20 protein-coding genes are annotated in these 21,862 nt (G+C 43.4%); all 20 read right to left on the bottom strand.

What is annotated here, in order from left to right:
- Positions 1-54 precede the first annotated feature (54 nt).
- The gene (locus CWM66_RS09545; RefSeq protein ID WP_035888715.1) at positions 55-1,491 is read right to left on the bottom strand and encodes an undecaprenyl-phosphate galactose phosphotransferase; all 1,437 of its coding nucleotides are present in this window, start codon (positions 1,489-1,491) and stop codon (positions 55-57) included.
- A 47-nt stretch (positions 1,492-1,538) separates the two neighbouring features.
- The gene (locus CWM66_RS09540; RefSeq protein ID WP_107146576.1) at positions 1,539-2,966 is read right to left on the bottom strand and encodes a phosphomannomutase; all 1,428 of its coding nucleotides are present in this window, start codon (positions 2,964-2,966) and stop codon (positions 1,539-1,541) included.
- Position 2,967: 1 nt separating this feature from the next.
- Entirely contained in the window at positions 2,968-4,392 is a 1,425-nt protein-coding gene (locus tag CWM66_RS09535) for a mannose-1-phosphate guanylyltransferase/mannose-6-phosphate isomerase (RefSeq protein WP_035888717.1), read from the bottom strand.
- A gap of 13 nt (positions 4,393-4,405) precedes the next feature.
- Positions 4,406-5,563: a glycosyltransferase family 4 protein gene (locus CWM66_RS09530; RefSeq protein ID WP_007371289.1), complete on the bottom strand. Its 1,158-nt coding sequence runs from the start codon at positions 5,561-5,563 to the stop codon at positions 4,406-4,408.
- A gap of 1 nt (position 5,564) precedes the next feature.
- Positions 5,565-6,554 carry a glycosyltransferase family 1 protein gene (locus CWM66_RS09525; protein WP_007371288.1) on the bottom strand — a complete coding sequence of 330 codons (990 nt, stop codon included), beginning with the start codon at positions 6,552-6,554 and terminating at the stop codon, positions 5,565-5,567.
- A complete protein-coding gene (locus CWM66_RS09520; protein ID WP_227136637.1) occupies positions 6,532-7,710 on the bottom strand; it encodes an O-antigen ligase in 1,179 nt (392 codons plus the stop codon). The genes CWM66_RS09525 and CWM66_RS09520 overlap by 23 nt, the downstream gene beginning before the upstream one ends.
- 133 nt (positions 7,711-7,843) lie before the next feature.
- The gene (locus tag CWM66_RS09515; RefSeq protein ID WP_107146575.1) at positions 7,844-8,881 is read right to left on the bottom strand and encodes a glycosyltransferase family 2 protein; all 1,038 of its coding nucleotides are present in this window, start codon (positions 8,879-8,881) and stop codon (positions 7,844-7,846) included.
- 8 nt (positions 8,882-8,889) lie between these two features.
- Positions 8,890-9,486 (bottom strand): DapH/DapD/GlmU-related protein, encoded by a 597-nt coding sequence (locus CWM66_RS09510; protein ID WP_007371284.1) that lies wholly within the window; start codon positions 9,484-9,486, stop codon positions 8,890-8,892.
- A gap of 57 nt (positions 9,487-9,543) precedes the next feature.
- Positions 9,544-10,500: a glycosyltransferase family 2 protein gene (locus tag CWM66_RS09505; protein WP_007371283.1), complete on the bottom strand. Its 957-nt coding sequence runs from the start codon at positions 10,498-10,500 to the stop codon at positions 9,544-9,546.
- Entirely contained in the window at positions 10,457-11,842 is a 1,386-nt protein-coding gene (locus CWM66_RS09500; protein WP_090396498.1) for a hypothetical protein, read from the bottom strand. Before CWM66_RS09500 ends, CWM66_RS09505 begins: the two co-directional genes overlap by 44 nt.
- Entirely contained in the window at positions 11,839-12,717 is an 879-nt protein-coding gene (locus tag CWM66_RS09495; RefSeq protein WP_107146574.1) for an NAD(P)-dependent oxidoreductase, read from the bottom strand. Before CWM66_RS09495 ends, CWM66_RS09500 begins: the two co-directional genes overlap by 4 nt.
- Positions 12,718-12,738: 21 nt before the next feature.
- Entirely contained in the window at positions 12,739-14,052 is a 1,314-nt protein-coding gene (gene rfbH / locus CWM66_RS09490) for a lipopolysaccharide biosynthesis protein RfbH (protein WP_107146573.1), read from the bottom strand.
- 21 nt (positions 14,053-14,073) lie between these two features.
- The gene (gene rfbG, locus CWM66_RS09485; protein ID WP_071921051.1) at positions 14,074-15,153 is read right to left on the bottom strand and encodes a CDP-glucose 4,6-dehydratase; all 1,080 of its coding nucleotides are present in this window, start codon (positions 15,151-15,153) and stop codon (positions 14,074-14,076) included.
- Positions 15,154-15,156: 3 nt separating this feature from the next.
- Positions 15,157-15,930, bottom strand: coding sequence for a glucose-1-phosphate cytidylyltransferase (gene rfbF / locus CWM66_RS09480; RefSeq protein ID WP_007371278.1), 774 nt, complete (start codon positions 15,928-15,930; stop codon positions 15,157-15,159).
- A 16-nt stretch (positions 15,931-15,946) separates the two neighbouring features.
- Positions 15,947-16,921, bottom strand: coding sequence for an FAD-binding oxidoreductase (locus CWM66_RS09475; RefSeq protein WP_007371277.1), 975 nt, complete (start codon positions 16,919-16,921; stop codon positions 15,947-15,949).
- 6 nt (positions 16,922-16,927) lie between these two features.
- Entirely contained in the window at positions 16,928-17,476 is a 549-nt protein-coding gene (rfbC, locus tag CWM66_RS09470; protein ID WP_007371276.1) for a dTDP-4-dehydrorhamnose 3,5-epimerase, read from the bottom strand.
- Between the two features lie 2 nt (positions 17,477-17,478).
- The gene (gene rfbA, locus CWM66_RS09465; RefSeq protein WP_007371275.1) at positions 17,479-18,357 is read right to left on the bottom strand and encodes a glucose-1-phosphate thymidylyltransferase RfbA; all 879 of its coding nucleotides are present in this window, start codon (positions 18,355-18,357) and stop codon (positions 17,479-17,481) included.
- A 48-nt stretch (positions 18,358-18,405) separates the two neighbouring features.
- Positions 18,406-19,305: a dTDP-4-dehydrorhamnose reductase gene (gene rfbD, locus CWM66_RS09460; protein WP_079517671.1), complete on the bottom strand. Its 900-nt coding sequence runs from the start codon at positions 19,303-19,305 to the stop codon at positions 18,406-18,408.
- A 2-nt stretch (positions 19,306-19,307) separates the two neighbouring features.
- Positions 19,308-20,390 carry a dTDP-glucose 4,6-dehydratase gene (gene rfbB, locus CWM66_RS09455; protein WP_071921053.1) on the bottom strand — a complete coding sequence of 361 codons (1,083 nt, stop codon included), beginning with the start codon at positions 20,388-20,390 and terminating at the stop codon, positions 19,308-19,310.
- Between the two features lie 399 nt (positions 20,391-20,789).
- The gene (galF, locus tag CWM66_RS09450) at positions 20,790-21,683 is read right to left on the bottom strand and encodes a GalU regulator GalF (RefSeq protein WP_007371272.1); all 894 of its coding nucleotides are present in this window, start codon (positions 21,681-21,683) and stop codon (positions 20,790-20,792) included.
- Positions 21,684-21,862: the final 179 nt, after the last annotated feature.

The raw sequence follows: 21,862 nt of genomic DNA, 5'->3' as shown, positions 1-21,862 counted from the left end.
CATCGAGCTGGTAGCAATAGATGCCACCACAAACATTTGGATGGTCTGAAAGCGCTAATAAGCACCATCCCGACGAAGAACGACCTTTACTGTCTTAAAAAGAATGGCGATATCATTCCACAAGGACCAGTTTTTTACATACCATGAATCAAAATAAACACGTGTTTCGTAATCAACGTCGTTACGACCGCTGACTTGCCATAAACCGGTCATTCCAGGTTTTGCCATCAGATAGTAGTCAACGTCCAGTTCGTAACGTTCTAATTCCTCAGTTACAATCGGCCGCGGTCCGACCAGGCTCATTTCTCCTTTCAGGACATTAAAGAGCTGTGGTAGCTCATCAAGGCTGGTTTTACGGATAAAATGACCAACACGGGTGATTCGCGGATCGTTTTTAAGTTTAAAATCTTTTTCCCATTCCTCACGCGCTTGCGGGTCCGAATCCAGCAAATTCTGTAAGACTTCTTGTGAATTCATTACCATAGAGCGGAATTTATAGCATGGGAATAACTTACCGTGACGCCCAACACGCTGGTGCCCATAGATTGCAGGCCCCCCATCACGCGTAACTTTGTACCACAGATATAAAAGGAGCGGCGATGCGACAATAAGGATGATCAATGTACAGACAATGTCAAAAGTACGTTTCAGGAAACGCGATGTACGTTTTGCAAGGTTATTATTGATACGCAGCAACATCACTTCGTGGCTGAAAATAAAAGACATATCCGTATTGTAAAGCGGTAGCCCTCTCAGTGAAGGAATAACAGTAACAGAGCGACATTGGTGTTTGGATAGTTCCCTTAACCAACCCAGTGTTTTGTCGATTTCATCCACATCAAAAGCAATAATAAAATGAATATGCTTAATATCGGCGCTCTGCCAGATATCATTCGCATCTTTTATTATTGGGCAATCCAAAAGATGAGTTTCGGAGCTTTCCTCGTCAAAAAAAGCGCACACCTCAAAGCCCAACATTTCCTCACTCTGCAGAGCGTAATAGGCTTCACGGGCATTTTTGCCGCTGCCCAAAATGATGGTTTTCTTTCTCCAGATGCCAAATTTATTGAGCAGAAATTTTGTAGAAAAGCGGAAAAACGGGACAAGAAAAAGCGCCAGACTCCAGCAAAAAACCCAAACAAAACGAGAGAATTGCCATTTCGTAAACGCGATTAATGCCAGATCAAAAATGGCGAATATCACGATAGTGCGCAATATTTCTTTTAATTCATACCAGAAAGGCTTCCGGTAAGAGTAATGTCGGAGCCTGATCAAAAACCAGGCAACGCAGGTTAACGATAAAATAAAGTGCGAAACAATACGGAACTGAAATTGCTCCTTTGGAATAAAGCGCTGTAGGTCATCAAAAAGAAAATAAACCAGAGCGAGAGAAAAAACTAATGAAAGATTGAAAAATATAAAGTCTGACAGCGCAAGAAAAAACTGGCACAAGAAAGGCTTGTAATTATTCCGCACATCCTTAAGCTCCATGTTTTCTCACCATGCTCTTTGAATGAAAAATTGGTATATATTCATCATCAGAACTTTTCCTTAATTGCAGTAAGTGTCATTCTGACCAATTCATCAGCTTTATCTGAAGTTGTGGACTCAGCATAGCAGCGAAGCTCTGGTGCGTTGCCGGACGGACGCAGATGAATAATATCAAGATTATCCAGTCGCAATCTCACACCGTCCGTCATATCCATTCCTGCCACGCTCATGTTATGGAACCCGAAATCTTTAATAACGGAATTCGCATCTGCAACTACTTTTGCCAGCAGAGCTGTGCTGCGGCTTGCAGCAAACTCCTGAAGCCGGTCTGAAGAAGTGTAACGTGCAGGCAGTGCTTGTACTTGTGCACTGATTTTTTTCTGCTGGCTGGAAACCAGCAGCGTCACCGCTGATAGTAAGGCATCACGCGTAGGTAGTGCTTTGAGCGTACGCCCATACTTATGAATATTACTGGCCAGCATATAACCGCCATTCGCTTCGAAACCAGCGACATTTTCGAATTTATTAAGCAACGATTCCAACGCAGCAATAACATACGGCGAACCAATTTTCGTTAGAACTACCTCAGGAATTAATCCACTTGCCGCGATAATGCTATTACAGCTTACTGGTACAGCGGCAGCAGTGACACCAAGGTGAGCAGAACATAGCAGCCCAAGGATATCGCCTCGCAGCCATTGTCCGTTTTCGTCACTTAGCAAAGGACGATCCCCATCACCATCCGTTGAAAAGACAGCGTCAAGATCAAACTCACGCAACCATTCCTTTGCGCGCTGCCGATCTTCCGCCGAAACCGCTTCTGTATCGATAGGAACAAACGAATCACTGCGTCCTAAACTGACAACATCGGCTCCAAGTGTAGAGAAAATCTGGGGATAAATATCTCTGCCAGCACTTGAGTGCTCATAGATGCCAATTCGCAAACCGGTTAATGCATTTTTTGGGAAAAAGGAAGTATAGCGTTCGACATATTTTTCGCTGGCGACCGGGCAAACATTCAATGCCGGAAGCATTACGGGCATGCTGAATGGTATCTCTTCCGCCAGTATCGCCACTTCGTCAGCTTTAGTGATTTCGCCGTTTGGATGATAGAATTTTAAACCATTCCGATCGAAAGGAATGTGACTCCCCGTGATCATTATTGCCGGAATTTTCTCTTCAAGGGCGTAGTAAGCCAGGCCCGGTGTGGGTATGACCCCACAATACAACGGCTTAAATCCCATAAATGCAATAACCGCTGCACACGCCCTTGCCATATCATAGCTACTGGGGCGATTGTCAATTCCGATGGCAACAGTGTTGAAAGAGTAATTAACAGCACTAACCTTCAGAAAATTAGCAGTAAAAGCACCACAAACTTCTGGACAGAAATCTGTTACCAAACCTCTGGCACCACTGGTACCAAAATTGATATTTGAATTTTTAATTACGACATTGCTTAAATAATCTGACATTCTATTTCTTCTCTGAAACAAAATTTCCAACACGAATAATATCGTCTTCGCTTAAATTCTTTCCTGACTGAATTTCTATTATTTCCAGGGGAATTAAGCCAGGATTTGCCAGTACATGGGTTACACCTGCTGGAATAAATGTTGACTGATTTTCTTCAACATAGTATTCGCGATCGTTAAGGATGACTTTTGCCCGTCCGGAAACGACAGTCCAGTGCTCAGCCCTGTGATGGTGGATCTGCGCGGTCAGCTGTTTCTCAGGACGAACTACGACTTTGCGGACCAAATATTCCTGTCCCTGTACAAGAGTACGGACGCTTCCCCATGGACGAAAGATTTCACGATGATCGCGATGCTCCGTACGACGCGCCGATTTCAAATGCTCTACGACTTTTTTGACGTTCTGTACGTGGTTTTTATCAGCAATCAAGATGGCATCGCAGGTCTGTACTACCACAGTATTTTGTAAACCGAGGGTAGCGACTAAAGCATCTTCGGCATGCACATAGGTGTCACGACAATCAAACTGAACGACATCACCGCGTTGAACGTTTCCATCCTCATCTTTTTGCGAGATATCCCAGAGTGATGACCACGAACCGACATCTGACCAACCTGCATCCATTGGAACGACGATAGCGTGTTCAGTATGCTCCATGACAGCATAGTCAATCGATTCAGCAGGGCATTGCGAAAAGGCTTGCTCATCGATACGAACAAAATCCAGGTCGCGATCGGTATGCTTCACGGCAGCTTCACAGCATGCATAAATATCTGGTCTATATCGTTTTAACTCATCAAGATAGCTTTTTGCTTTAAACATAAACATGCCGCTATTCCAGTAATACTCACCGCTGGAAATATAGTTGCAAGCGACATCATAGTCAGGTTTTTCCACAAACTCGGCCACAACAAAAGCATCATTACCCTGAGCCTGACCACGGCGAATATAGCCATAGCCCGTTTCAGGATGAGAAGGAACAATACCAAATGTCACTAATTTATCTTGCTCAGCGTGAGGGACCGCGTGCATCACTGAAGAGACAAAAGCGCCCTCATTCTGGATAATATGATCAGCGGCAAGCACAAGCATTATCGGCTCAACATCTTTATCAATATTCTTTAAAATAGTGAATGCAGCTAATGCTATCGCAGGTGCGGTATTCCGACCTACTGGTTCCAGAATAATATTGTCTGCAAGTTTATCAATAGTGCGTAACTGCTCTGCGACCAAAAACCTGTGTTCATTATTGCATATGACAACCGGCGAATAAGTCTTTAATTCTTTCAGCCGTTGCACAGTATGCTGCAACATGGTCATGTTGCCCTCAACTTCCAGGAATTGTTTTGGATACATTTCTCGTGAAAGCGGCCATAAACGACTACCACTGCCACCAGCCATGATCACAGGCATTATCTTGTTCATATCATTACCAATATTAACGAATTATCTGTCGAGAATTGCAAAACTCGGTCCATTTTGAGTCGACATAAATATTAAATTCACGCTCGAATCTTTCTTGCGAAAATCGTTCAGCGTTCTTTCGGCACGATTCAGGGGTGAACAGGCCTATGTTATTTTCGAAGACTTGAATGGCATCAATAATAGATTTCGAAGTTTGTTGCGAAAAAAATACGCCTGTTGGCTCGTTGCAACCCATGGGAATCACCGTCTCCAGCGCACCACCTTTACCGAAAGCAATAACAGGAGTTCCACATGCCTGCGCTTCTACCGGAATGATGCCGAAATCTTCTTCTGCTGCGAAAACGAAGGCTTTGGCTTTTTCCATATGTTGCTTAAGAACGTCGAAGGGTTGATATCCCATAATTGTCACATTCGAAGCTGCACTTTTTTTAATTTTTTCAAACTCAGGACCATCACCAATAACAATAAGCTTTTTATCAGGCATTGCATTGAAAGCTTCAACAATCAGGCCAATACGCTTATACGGCACCATCCGTGAAGCAGTTAAGTAAAAATCTGACTTTTCAGTTCCGACTTTAAATTTTTCAACCGCGACAGGTGGATATATGACATCTGCGTCTCGCCCATACACCTTTTTAATTCTGCGGGCAATGTACTGAGAGTTTGCCACAAAATGATCGACACCATTTGCAGTACGGCAATCCCAGATACGCATTTTGTGCAAAACCCATTTTGCCAGCCACCCCTTCAGCCCATTATTCAATCCTGATTCACGTAGATATTGATGCTGTAAATCCCAGGCATAGCGTATCGGTGAATGGACATAACTTATATGTAACTGATCCGGACCTGTAATCACGCCTTTCGCTACCGCATGCGCACTTGAAATAACGATATCAGCAGCGGAAACATCGAGTTGCTCAATAGCCAAGGGCATCAATGGCAAGTATTTTTGATAAAGCCTTTTAGCTTTCGGCAGCTTTTGAATAAATGTGGTTGTTGCTATTTTCCCATGGAAAAAAGAGCGCTGTTCATCGGTTAAAAAATCAACCACAGAGAATAGCTCAGCATCTGGATAAACGTTAAGAATCGCGGCAGAAACTTGTTCTGAACCAGCGTATGAAAGTAGCCACTCATGAACAAGTGAAATCTTCGTTTCCGTAATATTCATCTTATATCTCTTCAAAGACTTTAGAAATTTTTCTGGCCACTTCTTCCCAACTGAACAATTTAGCCTGCGCAAAACCTTTATCAATCATCATGGCTCGAGTTTCTGTGTTATTCACGATTTCATTTATTGCAGCCGTAATTTGTTCGACGGATTCAGGATCCACTAACAGTGCTGCATCACCTGCAACTTCAGGTAAAGAGGTAACAGTTGATGTTACAACAGGCACACCGCAAGCCATCGCCTCAATCACTGGCAAGCCAAACCCCTCATACAGCGATGGGAAAATAAGCGCAAGTGAACCGCGGTATAAACCAGGCAAGTCATCTTCCAATATAAAACCTGTAAAAATAACCCGTTCCTTACATCCGACTTCGTCAATAAGTGCTAAAAGTTCGTTAGTGGGTTTACCGGTTAGAACTAATTTAATTGTCGGATCGATATCAGACCGGGCAAACGAATGAATAATTCTTTTTTCATTTTTATGTGTTTTACGGTTACTAACGCACAACAAATATTCATAACCCGGTTTATAGGGAGTGACACTGGCGTTAAAATTTTTGGAAACCCCGTTCCCAACATTAATTATTTTATCTTTAGCAACACCAGACCATTCAGCGATACGATTGCGGGAGAAATCAGAAACGGTAAATATGTATTCAGCGCGACGACAGCCATGTTTTATGACATATTCATAAAAAAAATCTTTTGTTCGCGATGCATTATCATCAATGTCAATATGATTTAAATCATGAATGGTAAAAATATAGTTACAGGCACAAAACAAGGGTGGAATATATCCGGGAAAGAAAATCACATCTTTTTTATTTACTGATAATGATTTAAATGCCGTAACAATTGTTGCTAATGGCGATGCACAATTTTTATAGAACTCCCGGCTATCTATTTTTTTTAAATAGTGTGTCAACTCAAAGGTAAAACGGCCAATCCCCCCTTTACCCAGCCAACTACTATCCATTATGATTTTTTTCATAATATCCTTTATGTAATTTTAACCCAGGCAATAAAGCCAGAACACACCAAAAGAACAGCGAGAACGTGGATGAAGATGGCGCCGAACTCAGTGCTGAAGCAATAAAATACGCCATTGCCATAACCATATAAGGACGCAGCGGATGGATTTTTTCACTAACCAATTGCCGAGAGAATCCATAAATAAATTGAGTGCTAATATATATCAGGTTTAGTATCAATCCCAGGATACCCGTCTCTAAGGCCATCCAAAAAAAATAATTGTCCGTATTAATACGCTTATCATCCTGCGCGATCAAATTACCTGATCCTTGAGTACCCAGACCAACCCCCATCGGATTATCTGCCAGATATGCCATCGATTTTGCTGCCATATCAAAACGCCCCTGAGTAGATCCTTTCGACGTAGCAGATGAATCCGTAAACCTGCCGACAAGGAGATCAGTATATTTATCCAGATAATCAGTTTGAAGGGCAATAACCGGAATCATTAAGATACACAGCACAAAAGCCGTTTTTATCAATGTGCGGTTTGTTACGAAATAGGCGAAATAGATCAAAAATACAATAAGTATTGCCCCCCTCGTTAACGTCATGCACACGGCAACTGACATTATGATGCTCAAAATCAGCATTCTCTTGCGCATGATTCTTTGGGCGTAACACTCCATACACAGAAAAATGCCTATTGCCAGCGTATAGCCAAAATTTAAGGCATCACTAAATCCTCCGGTCGCTCGGATTGTATCATCGTAACTATCTATGAGTCTGAATTGTTCTCCCGCATAGTGAGAGTCATATCCTAACAGCTTAATGAATTCACCATGCATGAATACATCGATGATGGCTATCAGAGCACAGATTGTCAGCGTATATACACTAAACCGGCTAAGTTTATAGACATTGACATCACTTTTCTCTCTTCGCGTCAGCATCGCTACACAGATAAATATTGAAGGGAATAGAATATAGCTTCGAGCCCCCATTATTGCTTGTATTTTGTCTGGTGAATAAACAATTAAAACTAAGACCAGCGCAGCAAGTGAAAGCCAGGTAAATAAGAGAAAAACCTTGAACATATCCAGTTTTTCCCTTACCAAAAAAACGCGACTCAATATTATTGCTATCAACACAAAGCTAATAATATCCCTTAACATAGCCCCTGGAGGGAAAGGTAAAATATTATTAAACCAGGAACTCAGGTATGGCGATATCAGGTTAACTGCAAGCAGTAACGATATGAGATTTGTGTACATAATCTACCAAAAGTTGTCTATTCCCATCATAAAATCAAATGCCAAGCCTTGGCGTTCCGCCGTTTCGCTTCCTAATGAATTTGATCAGGGTATCATATCCATCACGTTTCAAAACATATCCCAGCAGAGAATGAGCATAAAAAAGAGGCTCATTATTGAAGCCAATACTTCGGAATTTATTAATCATCTTCAAATAAGATGAGAAAGGAAGTGACAATTGGTCGCGGATATAGGGATAAAAATAATTCGCAATGTCATGTTTGATAGCATTGTATACGCCCGAAATTTTGCTGACTTCTTCAATATGTCTGGCAATCAATAAAAGCCCCTCGACCATATGAATTCGCCCTTCCGGTTTGTAACCGCCAGGTACAAATACTCCCTTTTCGGTCCCTGCGTTACCAAAATCTGGTGCTTCGGTATCACGGGAAAGTGTCATAATATCGCTAAAATAATAACCTTTTCCCTGCGTCAACAACATGCCAGCCAAATACATCTGATAGTACAAACGGCCATCAAATTTATCACAAGCGACAGATCTGGCTTTGGCAGCATCAACCACAAAACCAGAAATTACACCTACTCTACGGAAGAAGAATTTAATTGCATCTAATCCTGGTTCAAATAATTGGTCGTGCCCCAGATGCTTAACAACATCGCATAATTCATTAGGATCTTCCTTAAACCAGCCATAAGCGCGAGTTGCAAGAACAACATCAGGGTTAGCTTTTAACGTCGTAACAATTTTTTCCAGGGCATTAACGTTGAGGAGATCATCGTTGCCCATGATCAGACAATACTTGCCGGTAGTCACTTCAAAGCAATGTCTTAAGTTGCGATCATACCCTAGATTTTCTTCATTCAATACAACTTTGAGGTTTGTCAGGTTATGCTTATCGCGATATGCAACTGCGATTGCATTAATTTCCTCACGTTGTGGCGACACATCCTCACATATAATCACCTCAAAATCATCGTGGTCTTTGACATAACTCTGATTATAGATGCTATCTAATAACGGTTCTAAAAATTCAGCGCGATTATAAGAGGGAATACATATACTAATAAACATATTATCCTTCATAAGGTTTTGATAATTTTTGCAGGAATACCACCAATTAGAGATGGCTGTGTTACTTTGAGGTTTCTCACAACAGAGTTTGCCGCAATAATACAGCCCTCGCCAATCTCGCTCCCCCCCAGAATTACTGCATTATCACCGATCCAGCAATTATCACTTATTATAATCTCACCGAAATCACCAAGGGGTCGGTTTGCTGGCGCGTCATTCTGATAGCTTTTCCCTTTATATTCACCGTGACTATGATCACCAATATAAACCTTACTGCCAATCAGCACGCCTTTGCCTATTTTAATTTTATATGCGCAAGAAATATGCACAAAATCACTCATTGCAACATTTTCACCAATAAGCAAAACGGGGCTAAAATCGTTATTACCATAACGATATACTGTTTCCACCCAACAATTATCCCCCACACGGATATTATTAATTTTTTTGATCGTGGGAACGCCATACGGTTTAATATATAACTTAAAATTTTTACCTATAGAAGAAAATGAATGACCATAGATCAGAGTAAAAATTAACGCTTTGATTTTTTTTCTGACTCTTTGCTGTTTAAGAAAACAACTAACGATTATACTTCGCAACATGATCTATCTACTCACTTTATAAATTTCCACACCGGAAAGTCAGTATGATATTACTACTTAATGAAGAGTCTTTTTTAAAGATTTTCTAAAGTTAATAACCCAGAATGAAAATCCCGGATTGCGGTACAAAAATCGCAAAACAACCTTATATATCGTCAGATCATAGAAGGCTGCATCCGCATCTGCCAGGTAATTTGAAACTGTAAACGCGCTAGTTTTTTTATCATTATGAAGGAAGTTAAGCAAAAACTTGGCTGCTGACTTTCTCAAACTCTGGCTAATTAAGTGCTTTCGGGGATAAAACAAATCGACAATCGATGCCAGATTTTTGCCAAAAACAGTAAAGAGCCCGTATCCGCCAGAATTATCAGACGTAGATTGGATTAAATTATTATTAATATAACCAAAACATTTCCCTGATTTTACCAGAGGAAGCTGCCAGAACAAATGCAACAAATAGGTACCAGAAACAAAGGAAACACGACTTTGTTCAGCAAGTCTGGAGTAATTATGTTTATTGCAAATCATTCCTGAAATAAAAGTAAACATTACACCAACGCGATTGATAAACTCAGCGCCATTGTTATATTCATCAAAACTGATGACATCTTGTTTATCACTGATTATCTCATCACTTGAATTAACATAAATCAGATCGTAACTATTTTCTTTTCCCAATATTGTTAAGACTACGCTTAATGCGTTTGGTCGTAACACATCGTCATCACCAATCATCCAAAAATATCGGCCATTAGCAAGGCTAAAGCATTTTTCAAAGTTACCATCCATGCCAATATTCTCGTCATTTCTAACATACCGAATATCGTTATTGATGGCTAAATATTTATTGCATATTTCTTCAGTATTATCAGTAGAGTGATTATCACAAATAACAATCTCAATGCTATTTGAAAACTCACCTGCCTGTAATAGAAGGCTTGATAGCAACTTATCAAGATAGGTGGCCCGATTATAAGTTGGAATTGCTATTGTCAGCAATGAACTGTTTTTCATAGTTTTCTTTAAACTTTATATAAATATAGAATGACTGTGGCACAAAATATACCCAGATGAGGATGCAATAACTTATTATATAGAAACTTTCCAACTTAAAATAAGCTATGATCAACATACCTGTCGTCGTTAATATAGCCATTACTACCGAGGCCCATGTCATTTTTTCAGTTTTATGCACACGAATATATGTTGCCATACATGCGACGATATGATTGCCAATTATAGCTAAAGCAAGAAAACAGAATTGTGATGGTTCAAAAAAGCGTTGTGTAAATTTCAGTCCTAAGTGACCGAAAATAATTAAACAGATCAGAGCACCGATTAAACATATACCAATGAATAATGTTGACTGGATGAGCGATGTTTTATATGAGTGATTTAATTCATTTCTTTTACCACCGGCAATATATCCGCCCCATCGCGCATATTTTGTTGATATCCATGCCAGACCGGTTGCCATAATCATGTTACACAGCGTCAATGACATCCCTAATTTTCCGGCATAGACTGCTCCAAGAAATTTAAACGAGATAGGTGTCATTGTAAAAAAAATAAAGTATCCAGCCATCCAACTTAACGCTATACGCCATTGCATCGGCAAAATCTCTTTTACCCAAGAGATCCTGTGCACATTATTATTTTTATCACGTCCAGATAACAATGCATCTTTAATGATGTTTTTGAAATATTTCCTGCTGAATGCAAAAAACACAATACAGCCTGAAAGAGCGGATGCTGCTGTCGCGTATAATCCAATGCCTGAAACAATAAACACAACAGCAAAAGTAGCAGTAATGAGGGACTGAATTGCACGCATCTTATTGACATGTGCAACCAGACCACTTCCTTCAGCAATAGAGGTAATAGATATAAAAAGAAGGTTTAAAGCAGTGGCTATAACAAGGACGACCCATGCCGATATCCAGTCAACGCCTTGATTAGCTTCTGACAAGAAAAATTTGAGCCCTAGTGGTCCAATAAGACAAACAATGAGTAAAGAAACTGCGCAGTACCACTTTATTGATAATCTGACCAGGGATAAATACCGCTGTCTGTTCTTTTCTTCACCGGAAAGAGAATGACTACCTATATCATACTTCAAACCTACCATTTCATGGCTGGCAAATTGAGTAATGACAGTTGACAACCCCAACTCAAATATAATTTGCAAAGCAACCACAGAACTAAAAGTATAGTAATAGCCCTGGACTTGTTCACTCATGAAATAAGGTATAAGCAATATTATTGCTAAACCGGAAAGAATTGATGAAACCTTACCAAGTAACACATAGAAAATTGCGTCATCAATACCAATTTTTTGAAGAATTTTTTTTATCATCGCTTAATACTGCCCAGCATCTTTTCGACGCCACGTCTCAAATCGTATGTTGCTGTCCAACCAATATCCATCAACGCGCTTGTATTAGCCTTCGAATCCATTATTTCATCATGTCGAAGCGGGATCGCACCGTAGTCAATACTGGTATTACTGGGTAGCTGTCTTTTTATTTCTTCGATAATTTCTTTTAACGGGCTTGACACCCCAGTCCCAACCTCAAATTCAGTATATTTTCTTTTTGCTTCACATTTAATTACAGCAATATAGGCATCAACGACATCATCAATATAAACAAAATCTCTTTTCTGCAACCCAGTTGTACACTTAATTGCATGATCATTCTGTTGCAGTGACCTTATAATGAAAGGAATGAATTTATTTTCACCATCCCCTTCACCATAGACATGCTCAAGTCGCATATTGAAAAAAGAAAGTTCATTTTCCGCACAGAATATTTTAGCCAATTCATTTAATTGTCGCTTAGAAATAATATACGACTTCATATAGTTATATGTTTTTTCATACTTACCAAAAAATGAATCTGTTGAAATAAATTTTTTAATACCGACAACTGCGGCTAACTCCATTAACTGAAGAGGAAGTAAAACATTACAAGCCAGCACAGGAGATAGCCCATCCTGAACATTTCGACCATATTCAGTGGCAAGATGAATAATTGCATCAACAGTATCTAACTCTGCTGATCTCATTTTTAATTCATCATATGTTAGCCATGTGACCTTGCCACATGTTGTTCTGTCGCTATTCGGGCGTTTTATTGCAAAAACCTCATAACCAATGGCCAGTAAACGCTCTAAAAGTTTTGCACCAATGAAACCACTGGCACCGGTTAATATGATCTTTCTATTTTGCATAAAACGCCCGTAACTTAACGATTAGAAATTCAGACCAAAGAACTCTTCAAATTTGGAAACGACATAATCCAAATGTTCTTTTGTCAGGCCTGGATAAATACCGATCCAGAAAGTCTGATTCATAATGCGGTCAGTATTGGTTAACTGACCAACAACACGATATTTCACATTTGCAAAATATGGCTGGCGGGTAAGGTTACCGGCAAACAATAAGCGGGTACCGATTTTTGCGTCATCAAGGAATTTCACCAGGTCAACGCGCGTAACGCCGCTGGTTTCTTTGAGTGTAATCGGGAAACCAAACCACGATGGATCCGATTTTTCAGTAGCTTCCGGTAATTCCAGGAACTCAGCACAAGACTGAAGACCTTGCTTGAGATATGCAAAGTTCTCTTTACGCAGACGAACGAATTCATCAATACGCTCCAACTGCGCCAGGCCACACGCTGCCTGCATATCGGTAATTTTGAGGTTATAACCCAGATGAGAATAGGTATATTTATGATCGTAGCCGAACGGCAGCGAACCCAGCTGATGACCGAAACGCTTGCCGCAGGTGTTATCACAGCCCGGCGCACAGTAGCAATCGCGGCCCCAGTCGCGGAAAGACTCAATCAGCTTTTTCAGTTCAGCAGATTTGGTAAATACTGCGCCGCCCTCACCCATCGTAATATGGTGAGCAGGATAGAAACTTACGGTACCGATATCACCAAAAGTACCGACCATTTTGCCGTCATAAGTCGTACCAAGAGCATCGCAGCAGTCTTCAATCAGCCACAGATTATATTTATCGGCAATACGGCGAACTTCCGTCAGATCGAAGGCATTACCCAGCGTATGGGCAATCATAATAGCTTTGGTTTTATCTGATACTGCAGCTTCAATCAGTTTCGAATCGACGTTATAAGTCGGAATATCAACATCGATAAATACCGGAATTAAACCATTCTGGATCGTCGGGTTAACGGTAGTCGGGAACCCCGCAGCAACTGTAATCACTTCATCACCTGGTTTGAGGGCGCGGTCACCCAGTTTTGGCGACGTCAATGCAGTTAATGCCAGCAGGTTTGCTGAAGAGCCTGAAGTGGTGGTCAGAACATGCGGGACACCAATAAACTCACCCAGTTTTTTTTCAAAAGCATCGTTAAAACGGCCTGTAGTTAACCAGCCATCCAGCGATGCTTCTACCATCAATTGAAGCTCTTTTGCGCCAATCACTTTGCCAGAAGGCGGTACGACACTGCTGCCAGCAACAAACGGCTTTGGACTTAACGCTTCGTCAGCATATTGGGCAACTAGTTGAGAGATTTGCTCACGCAGGTTATTTGCGCTCATTGCTTTTTTCCTGTTAGTCAATTATTTCAAAGAGGTGTTCATGTATTCGCTGATTTCATTCCGTGAACGAGCAAGCATATCTTCACCAGCAATCCATGCTTTATGCCATTTCACAATACGCTCCAGCGTTTCAACTAAATTCCAGCGCGGCTGCCACCCCAGACGCATACGCGCTTTGGAGCAATCGAGTTTCAAATAGTGAGCTTCATGTGGATGCTCATTACCGTCTAACAGCCACGCTGCATCGTCTCCCCAAATTTTCACCATGGTTTCGACGATAAACTGCACGGGCATTGCATCATCTTCGCGTGGTCCAAAGTTCCAGCCCTCAGCGAAAGCAGGGCCTTCCTCATACAATCGCTGAGCGATAGTGATGTAACCAGAGAGAGGTTCAAGCACATGCTGCCACGGGCGAATAGCGTGTGGGTTGCGGATAATAACAGTTTGGTTGTTCTCAAAGGAACGCAGGATATCCGGAATCAAACGATCTTTCGCCCAGTCACCACCGCCAATCACGTTACCTGCACGCACGGAAGCGAGAGCTACTCCGTGTTTTGCATAGTCTTTTTCATTAAAAAATGAGTTTCTGTAGGCAGAGGCTACTAGCTCAGCGCATCCTTTACTGTTTGAGTAAGGATCGTAACCCCCCATTGCCTCATGCTCACGATATCCCCAGACCCATTCGCGGTTTTCGTAGCATTTGTCACTGGTAATGTTGACGATCGCCTTTACGCCACCCACGCGTTTAACCGCTTCCAGTAAATGGACTGTGCCCATTACATTGGTCGAATAGGTCTCGATAGGCTCATCGTAGGAGAGTCTGACCAGCGGCTGCGCGGCCATATGAAAGACGATTTCAGGCCTGAACGCGCTGATTGCCGCATGTAACTGATCGAAGTTACGAATATCGCCAATCGTGGAATCAATCAGATCGTCGACAGCCGCGCTTTCATATAAAGAAGGCTCGGTAGGAGGATTCAGCGAATACCCCTTCAGCACCGCACCCATCGATTGCAGCCAGAGCGTCAACCATGAGCCTTTAAAACCTGTATGACCGGTGATAAAGACTCGTTTACCTTTCCAGAATGATGCGTCAATCATCTTTTACTCCCACGTTTTCCAGGGAGCATTCCCTTTTTCCCAAAGGCCTTCCAGATAAGTTTTATCACGAAGGGTATCCATCGGCTGCCAGAAACCAGGATGCTCAAACGCCATTAACTCGCCCTGTTCAGCCAAACGCATCAGCGGTTCCTGTTCCCACGTCGTCGCATCGTTTTCGATCAGATCGATAACTGACGGGTGCAGGACAAAGAACCCACCATTGATCATCGCACCATCGCCTTTCGGTTTTTCTTTGAACGAGCGAACCTGGCGATTCTGAATATCCAGCGCACCAAAACGGCCTGGCGGAAAAGTAGCGGTCAGCGTGGCTTTTTTGCCATGTTTACGATGGAAATCGATCGTCGCGCTAATATCCAAATCAGATACGCCATCACCGTAAGTAAACAGAAAAGCCTCGTCATCTTTCACATACTCACGTACGCGTTTCAGGCGTCCGCCAGTCATTGAGGCTTCGCCCGTATCAACGAGTGTAACGTTCCAGGGTTCTACACGCTTCTGATGAACTTCCATACGATTTTCAGCCATATGAAAAGTCACATCAGACATATGCAGAAAATAGTTGGCGAAATACTCTTTAATGACATATCCCTTGTACCCGCAGCAAATAACAAAATCACGGATACCGTGAGCGGAATACATTTTCATGATATGCCATAAAATCGGTTTACCACCGATTTCAACCATGGGTTTTGGTTTTAATACGGTCTCTTCACTTAAACGTGTACCCAACCCACCGGCTAAAATAACGGCTTTCATCTCTTTATCCTCTGTCTTATTTTGATACGGTAAACGCGTCCGCATAAAAGTGTTTAGCCGGTAATCCCAATGTCATCAGATCTTTTCGGCTCGCGTCGATCATCACAGGTGAACCACAAGCATAAACATCGAAATCCGCTAAGTTTTCGAAGTCTTCCACGACCGCATTGTGAACAAAACCCTTACGTCCTTGCCAGTTGCTTTCTTCACCTGAGACCACAGGAATAAAATGGATATCAGGATTCGCATCAGCCCATTGCTGAGGTAAAGACGAATAGAAATGCGTTGAATGCTGCATTCCCCAATAGATATAGATCTTCCGTTGCGTATTTTCGGCAATCAGCGATTCAACCATCGCTTTTACCGGAGCGAACCCCGTCCCTCCGGCGATAAATATTACCGGGCGCTCATTGTTACGGATGAAGAATGTTCCGCACGGCCCTTCAATTCGCATCAATGTATTTGCCGCAAGCCCGCCGAAAATTAACTGGCTCATTTGTCCATCAGGCACATTGCGAATATGCAATTCAATGCCTTCTTTTTCATTGGCATTAGCAATTGAGTAACTGCGCGTTACACCTTGATACTGCAAATTAATATACTGACCCGGTAAGTAGTTAATCTGCGCCGTCGGCGGGAAACGCAGCAGCAACTTGATTACGTCCGCAGAAACATTTTCAGCGCTAACCACTTTACATGGGGTAATTTTTTTAACCTGCCCGGCAAGCTCAGGATAATACGTTGCCTGTAGCGATATATCACCCTGGGGACGGCAACTACATGTCAGGATATTATTTCCTGCAGTAATAACCTGGCCCTCGGCATCGATCACTTCCCCGGCCATCAGTCCGGCTTCGCAAATACCACAACTGCCGTTTTTACAGCTGTGTTCAAGGTGGATACCTGAATCAAGGGCAGAATCAAGCAGCGTTTTCCCGCTGTCGCCTTCAAAGGCAATATCAGCAGGGAATATTTTAATTACATGTGACACGGACAGTTACTCGAAAAATTTCGCTGAGGTAAATGAAGGCGCCACCGCATCTTTGCCGGAGAGCTCAGGCTCTACGGCTAGCGGCCACGCGATATTCAATTCCGGATCGTTCCAGATGATACTACTTTCCGACTGCGGGCAGTAATAATTGGTGGCTTTATAAACAAATTCAGCGCTATCGCTTAACACGACAAATCCATGTGCAAAACCTTCAGGGATCCACAACTGACGCTTATTTTCCGCGGATAAATGTACGCCGACCCACTGCCCAAATGTCGGTGAGCTTTTGCGAACATCTACCGCAACATCAAAAACTTCCCCTGCTACAGCACGCACCAGTTTTCCCTGAGCATGGGGATCTAACTGATAATGCAGACCACGTAAAACCCCTTTTTTGGATTTGGAGTGATTGTCCTGCACGAATTGTACTTTACGCCCAACCGCCTCTTCAAACTGACGCTGGCTGAAGCTTTCAAAGAAAAAGCCGCGATCATCGCCAAAAACCTTTGGCTCAAAAATTAATACATCAGGGATCGCAGTCTCAACGATTTTCATTTTTAGTGACCTTTAACCATTCTTAACAGATATTGACCGTAAGCATTTTTTTTCAGCGGCTCAGCCAATTTTTTAACCTGCTCTGCATCAATGAAATTCTTGCGGTAAGCAATCTCTTCAGGACAAGAAACTTTAAGCCCCTGCCGTGCTTCAATGGTCTGAATAAAATTACTGGCTTCAATCAAACTCTGGTGGGTACCGGTATCCAGCCACGCATAACCACGCCCCATCATCGCCACGGACAAACGTCCCTGCTCCATGTAAAGGCGATTGATATCGGTAATCTCTAATTCACCGCGAGCCGAAGGCTTCAGACTTTTCGCCAGCGCAACCACATCATTATCGTAAAAATAGAGACCGGTCACCGCATAATTACTTTTCGGTTCCAGCGGCTTCTCTTCCAGGCTGACAGCAGTACCTTCGCTATCAAACTCGACGACACCGTAGCGTTCAGGATCGGTAACATGATAGGCAAAAACAGTCGCACCGCTTTCCTGGTTGACCGCTGTATCCATCAGTTTCGGCAAATCATGGCCATAGAAAATATTGTCGCCCAGCACCAGTGCGCAAGGATCGTTACCAATAAATTCTTCACCGAGGATAAATGCCTGCGCCAACCCGTCCGGGCTTGGCTGAACTTTATAATGCAGGGTTAATCCCCACTGGCTTCCATCACCAAGCAACTGTTCAAAACGGGGGAGATCCTGCGGCGTGCTGATGATCAGAATATCGCGAATCCCGGCCAGCATCAGTGTGGACAGGGGATAATAAATCATTGGCTTATCGTAAATCGGCAACAGTTGTTTGCTCACTGCCATTGTTACCGGATACAAGCGGGTTCCCGAACCGCCCGCCAGTATGATTCCTTTACGTGTTTTCATTTCGTATTCCCGCGCAAAAAATACCTGCCCAGAGGCATTTTCAAGAAGTTAATTTGACGTTGCAGCAAAGAGCTCAGCAAGCATACGTTTTACGCCGTTCTCCCATGGAGGCAGAACAAGACCGAATTCACGCTGGAATTTTTCTGTGTTGAGGCGCGAATTACCAGGGCGCTTCGCTGGAGTCGGATAAGCTTCTGTAGCAATCGGGTTAGCTTTATTAAGCGCCAGTGTTAAACCCGCTTTCCTCGCCTCGTCAAACACCATTTGCGCAAAGGCGTACCAGGTTGTGGTTCCCGCAGCAACCAGATGGTAAAGCCCGGCGACCTCCGGTTTACTCATTGCAGTACGAATCGCATGCGCCGTACAGTCGGCCAGTAATTCAGCACCGGTTGGTGCCCCATACTGATCATCGATAATGGAGAGCTCTTCGCGGTCTTTCGCCAGTTTAAGCATTGTTTTGGCAAAGTTATTTCCTTTGCTGGCGTAGACCCAACTGGTACGGAAAATAAGATGATGAGGGCAATGTTGCTGGACGGCCTTTTCCCCTGCCAGCTTAGTCTCACCATAGACATTCAGCGGCGCGGGAGCATCCGTTTCACACCAGGGTTTGTCACCGGTGCCAGGAAAAACATAATCTGTCGAATAGTGCACCAGCCAGCCGCCAATCGCGCCAACTTCACGCGCAATGGCCTCGACACTGGTTGCATTCAGCAGTTGCGCAAACTCACGCTCTGATTCAGCTTTATCCACGGCAGTGTGCGCAGCGGCATTCACCACCACATCAGGGCGAATACGGCGAACGGTTTCAGCCACCTCGTTCGGTTTACTGAAATCACCACAATACTCAGTAGAGTGAACGTCAACAGCAACCACCTTGCCAAGGGGCGCCAGCGCACGTTGCAGCTCCCAACCTACCTGCCCCGTTTTACCGAATAACAAAATATTCATGATTAACGCTTCTCGTAGTTCTGTTCGATCCAGCTTTTGTACGCGCCGCTTTTAACGTTCTCAACCCAATTCTGATTATCGAGGTACCACTGCACTGTCTTACGGATGCCCGACTCAAAGGTTTCCTGCGGTTTCCAGCCCAGTTCGCGACTGATTTTCTCAGCGTCGATGGCGTACCGCCTGTCGTGGCCAGGACGATCGGTAACATAGGTGATTTGATCGCGGTAAGAACCGGTTTTCGGCACGATCTCATCAAGCAAATCACAGATTGTATAGACAACATCGAGGTTCTGTTTTTCGTTATGGCCGCCAATGTTGTAAGTTTCACCGGCAACACCCTGAGTAACCACGGTATAGAGGGCACGGGCGTGATCTTCAACGTACAACCAGTCGCGGATTTGATCGCCTTTGCCATAGATTGGCAACGGTTTGCCTTCAAGCGCATTGAGAATAACCAGCGGGATCAATTTTTCCGGGAAGTGGTAAGGACCGTAGTTATTGGAACAGTTGGTGACAATGGTAGGCATACCATAGGTACGTAACCAGGCGCGAACCAGATGATCGCTGGAGGCTTTTGACGCGGAGTAAGGGCTGCTCGGCGCATAGGCCGTTTTTTCAGTAAACAGCGGTAACGGCTGACCTTGCGGCTGCTCATCAGGATGTGGCAAATCACCGTAAACTTCATCTGTCGAGATATGATGAAAACGGAATGCTTCTTTTGCCGCATCTGCCAGCGAGGACCAATACGCACGAACAGCTTCCAGCAATACGTAGGTGCCTACAATATTGGTTTCAATGAAGGCCGCAGGCCCGGTGATAGAACGGTCAACATGGCTTTCCGCAGCCAGGTGCATTACTGCATCCGGCTTGTGCTCATCCAGGATACGCGCCATTTCTGCTGCATTGCAAATATCCGCATGCTCAAAAAAATAACGCTCGCTATCCGAGACGTCTGTAAGTGATTGAAGATTTCCTGCATAGGTCAATTTATCGACATTAACCACAGAATCTTGCGTGTTATTAATGATATGACGAACCACTGCAGAGCCAATAAAGCCTGCGCCACCGGTAACCAATATTTTCACGAGAATTATCCGTACTTGCTATGCAATATTTTGAACTATATGAACGGGCGAAAGAGAGAAGCCAAATAATTTCAGGCACGCTACCGCCCCAGGCTCTTCAGCTACCTGTTAACTGATTGAAACTATCTTCTATTTCTGTCGTTAACATGTTTCGTTAACGTAATTTCTGTTTTGCCATCAGGCACAAAATGCTAAGCGGCTATTCTCTACCGAAACAGGCACTGAAACAAGGGAAAATCTTAGTTCTGGTCGTACAATAATCCCGCAAAAACACGCTTTTACTTATTGATTTAATAGTAAAATAAATAAAGGCAGTAAGAATAACCTGAGAATGAAACACCTCATAGCGACTCTTTACTGCCTTATAAACTAGCGTTGCAACTGCAACGTTTTAATTGCTTATTGTGTAAGTAATTTCTTAATACTATCGCGGAACTTCTGACCTTCTTTCAGGTTGCGTAAGCCATACTGCACAAAAGCCTGCATATAGCCCATTTTCTTACCGCAGTCGTAGCTCTCGCCGGTCATCAGCATTGCATCAACAGACTGTTTTTCCGCCAGTTTGGCAATCGCATCGGTCAACTGGATACGGCCCCAGGCGCCCGGTTCGGTTTTCTCCAGCTCAGGCCAGATATCCGCAGAAAGCACATAGCGCCCTACGGCCATCAGGTCAGAATCCAGCGTTTGCGGCTGATCCGGTTTTTCGATGAACTGAACGATACGGCTAATCTTGCCTTCAGTATCCAGCGGCTCTTTAGTCTGAATCACGGAGTATTCAGAGAGATCGCCTTTCATGCGTTTTGCCAGTACCTGGCTGCGACCCGTTTCCGTGAAACGCGCCACCATGGCGGCAAGGTTGTAGCGCAGCGGATCCGCAGTGGCGTTGTCCAGAACGATATCCGGCAGGACCACCACGAACGGGTTGTCGCCAATAATCGGATGCGCACAGAGGATAGAGTGACCCAGACCCAGCGGCTGCGCCTGACGCACGTTCATGATCGTTACGCCCGGCGGACAAATAGACTGTACTTCCGCCAGCAGCTGGCGCTTAACACGCTGCTCCAGCAGCGCTTCCAGCTCATATGAGGTGTCGAAGTGGTTCTCCACTGCGTTTTTAGACGAGTGAGTAACCAGAACGATTTCTTTGATCCCTGCAGCAACAACTTCATCGACGATATACTGAATCATCGGCTTGTCGACAATCGGCAGCATCTCTTTTGGAATGGCCTTCGTGGCAGGAAGCATATGCATTCCCAGCCCTGCTACCGGAATAACTGCTTTCAAATTAACCATTATTTCTATCCACCTATAATAATTGGACGAAGTATAAACCTTTAACCTGGTTTCGCCAGCAAGTTAGCGATGAGGATCGGTAAAAAGTCTTATGTTGTGTTATGACTGTCCAGATCAGGCCAACGATGTAATCCTAACCCCCCGGTTAAATCACCAGGATTTATCGCAAAAGCCCGTAA

Source organism: Kosakonia sp. H7A (genome assembly GCF_003028445.1).
GTDB lineage: Bacteria > Pseudomonadota > Gammaproteobacteria > Enterobacterales > Enterobacteriaceae > Kosakonia > Kosakonia radicincitans.
Note: the sequence above shows the minus strand (reverse complement) of the source record. Positions and strands in the feature narration are given on the sequence as shown.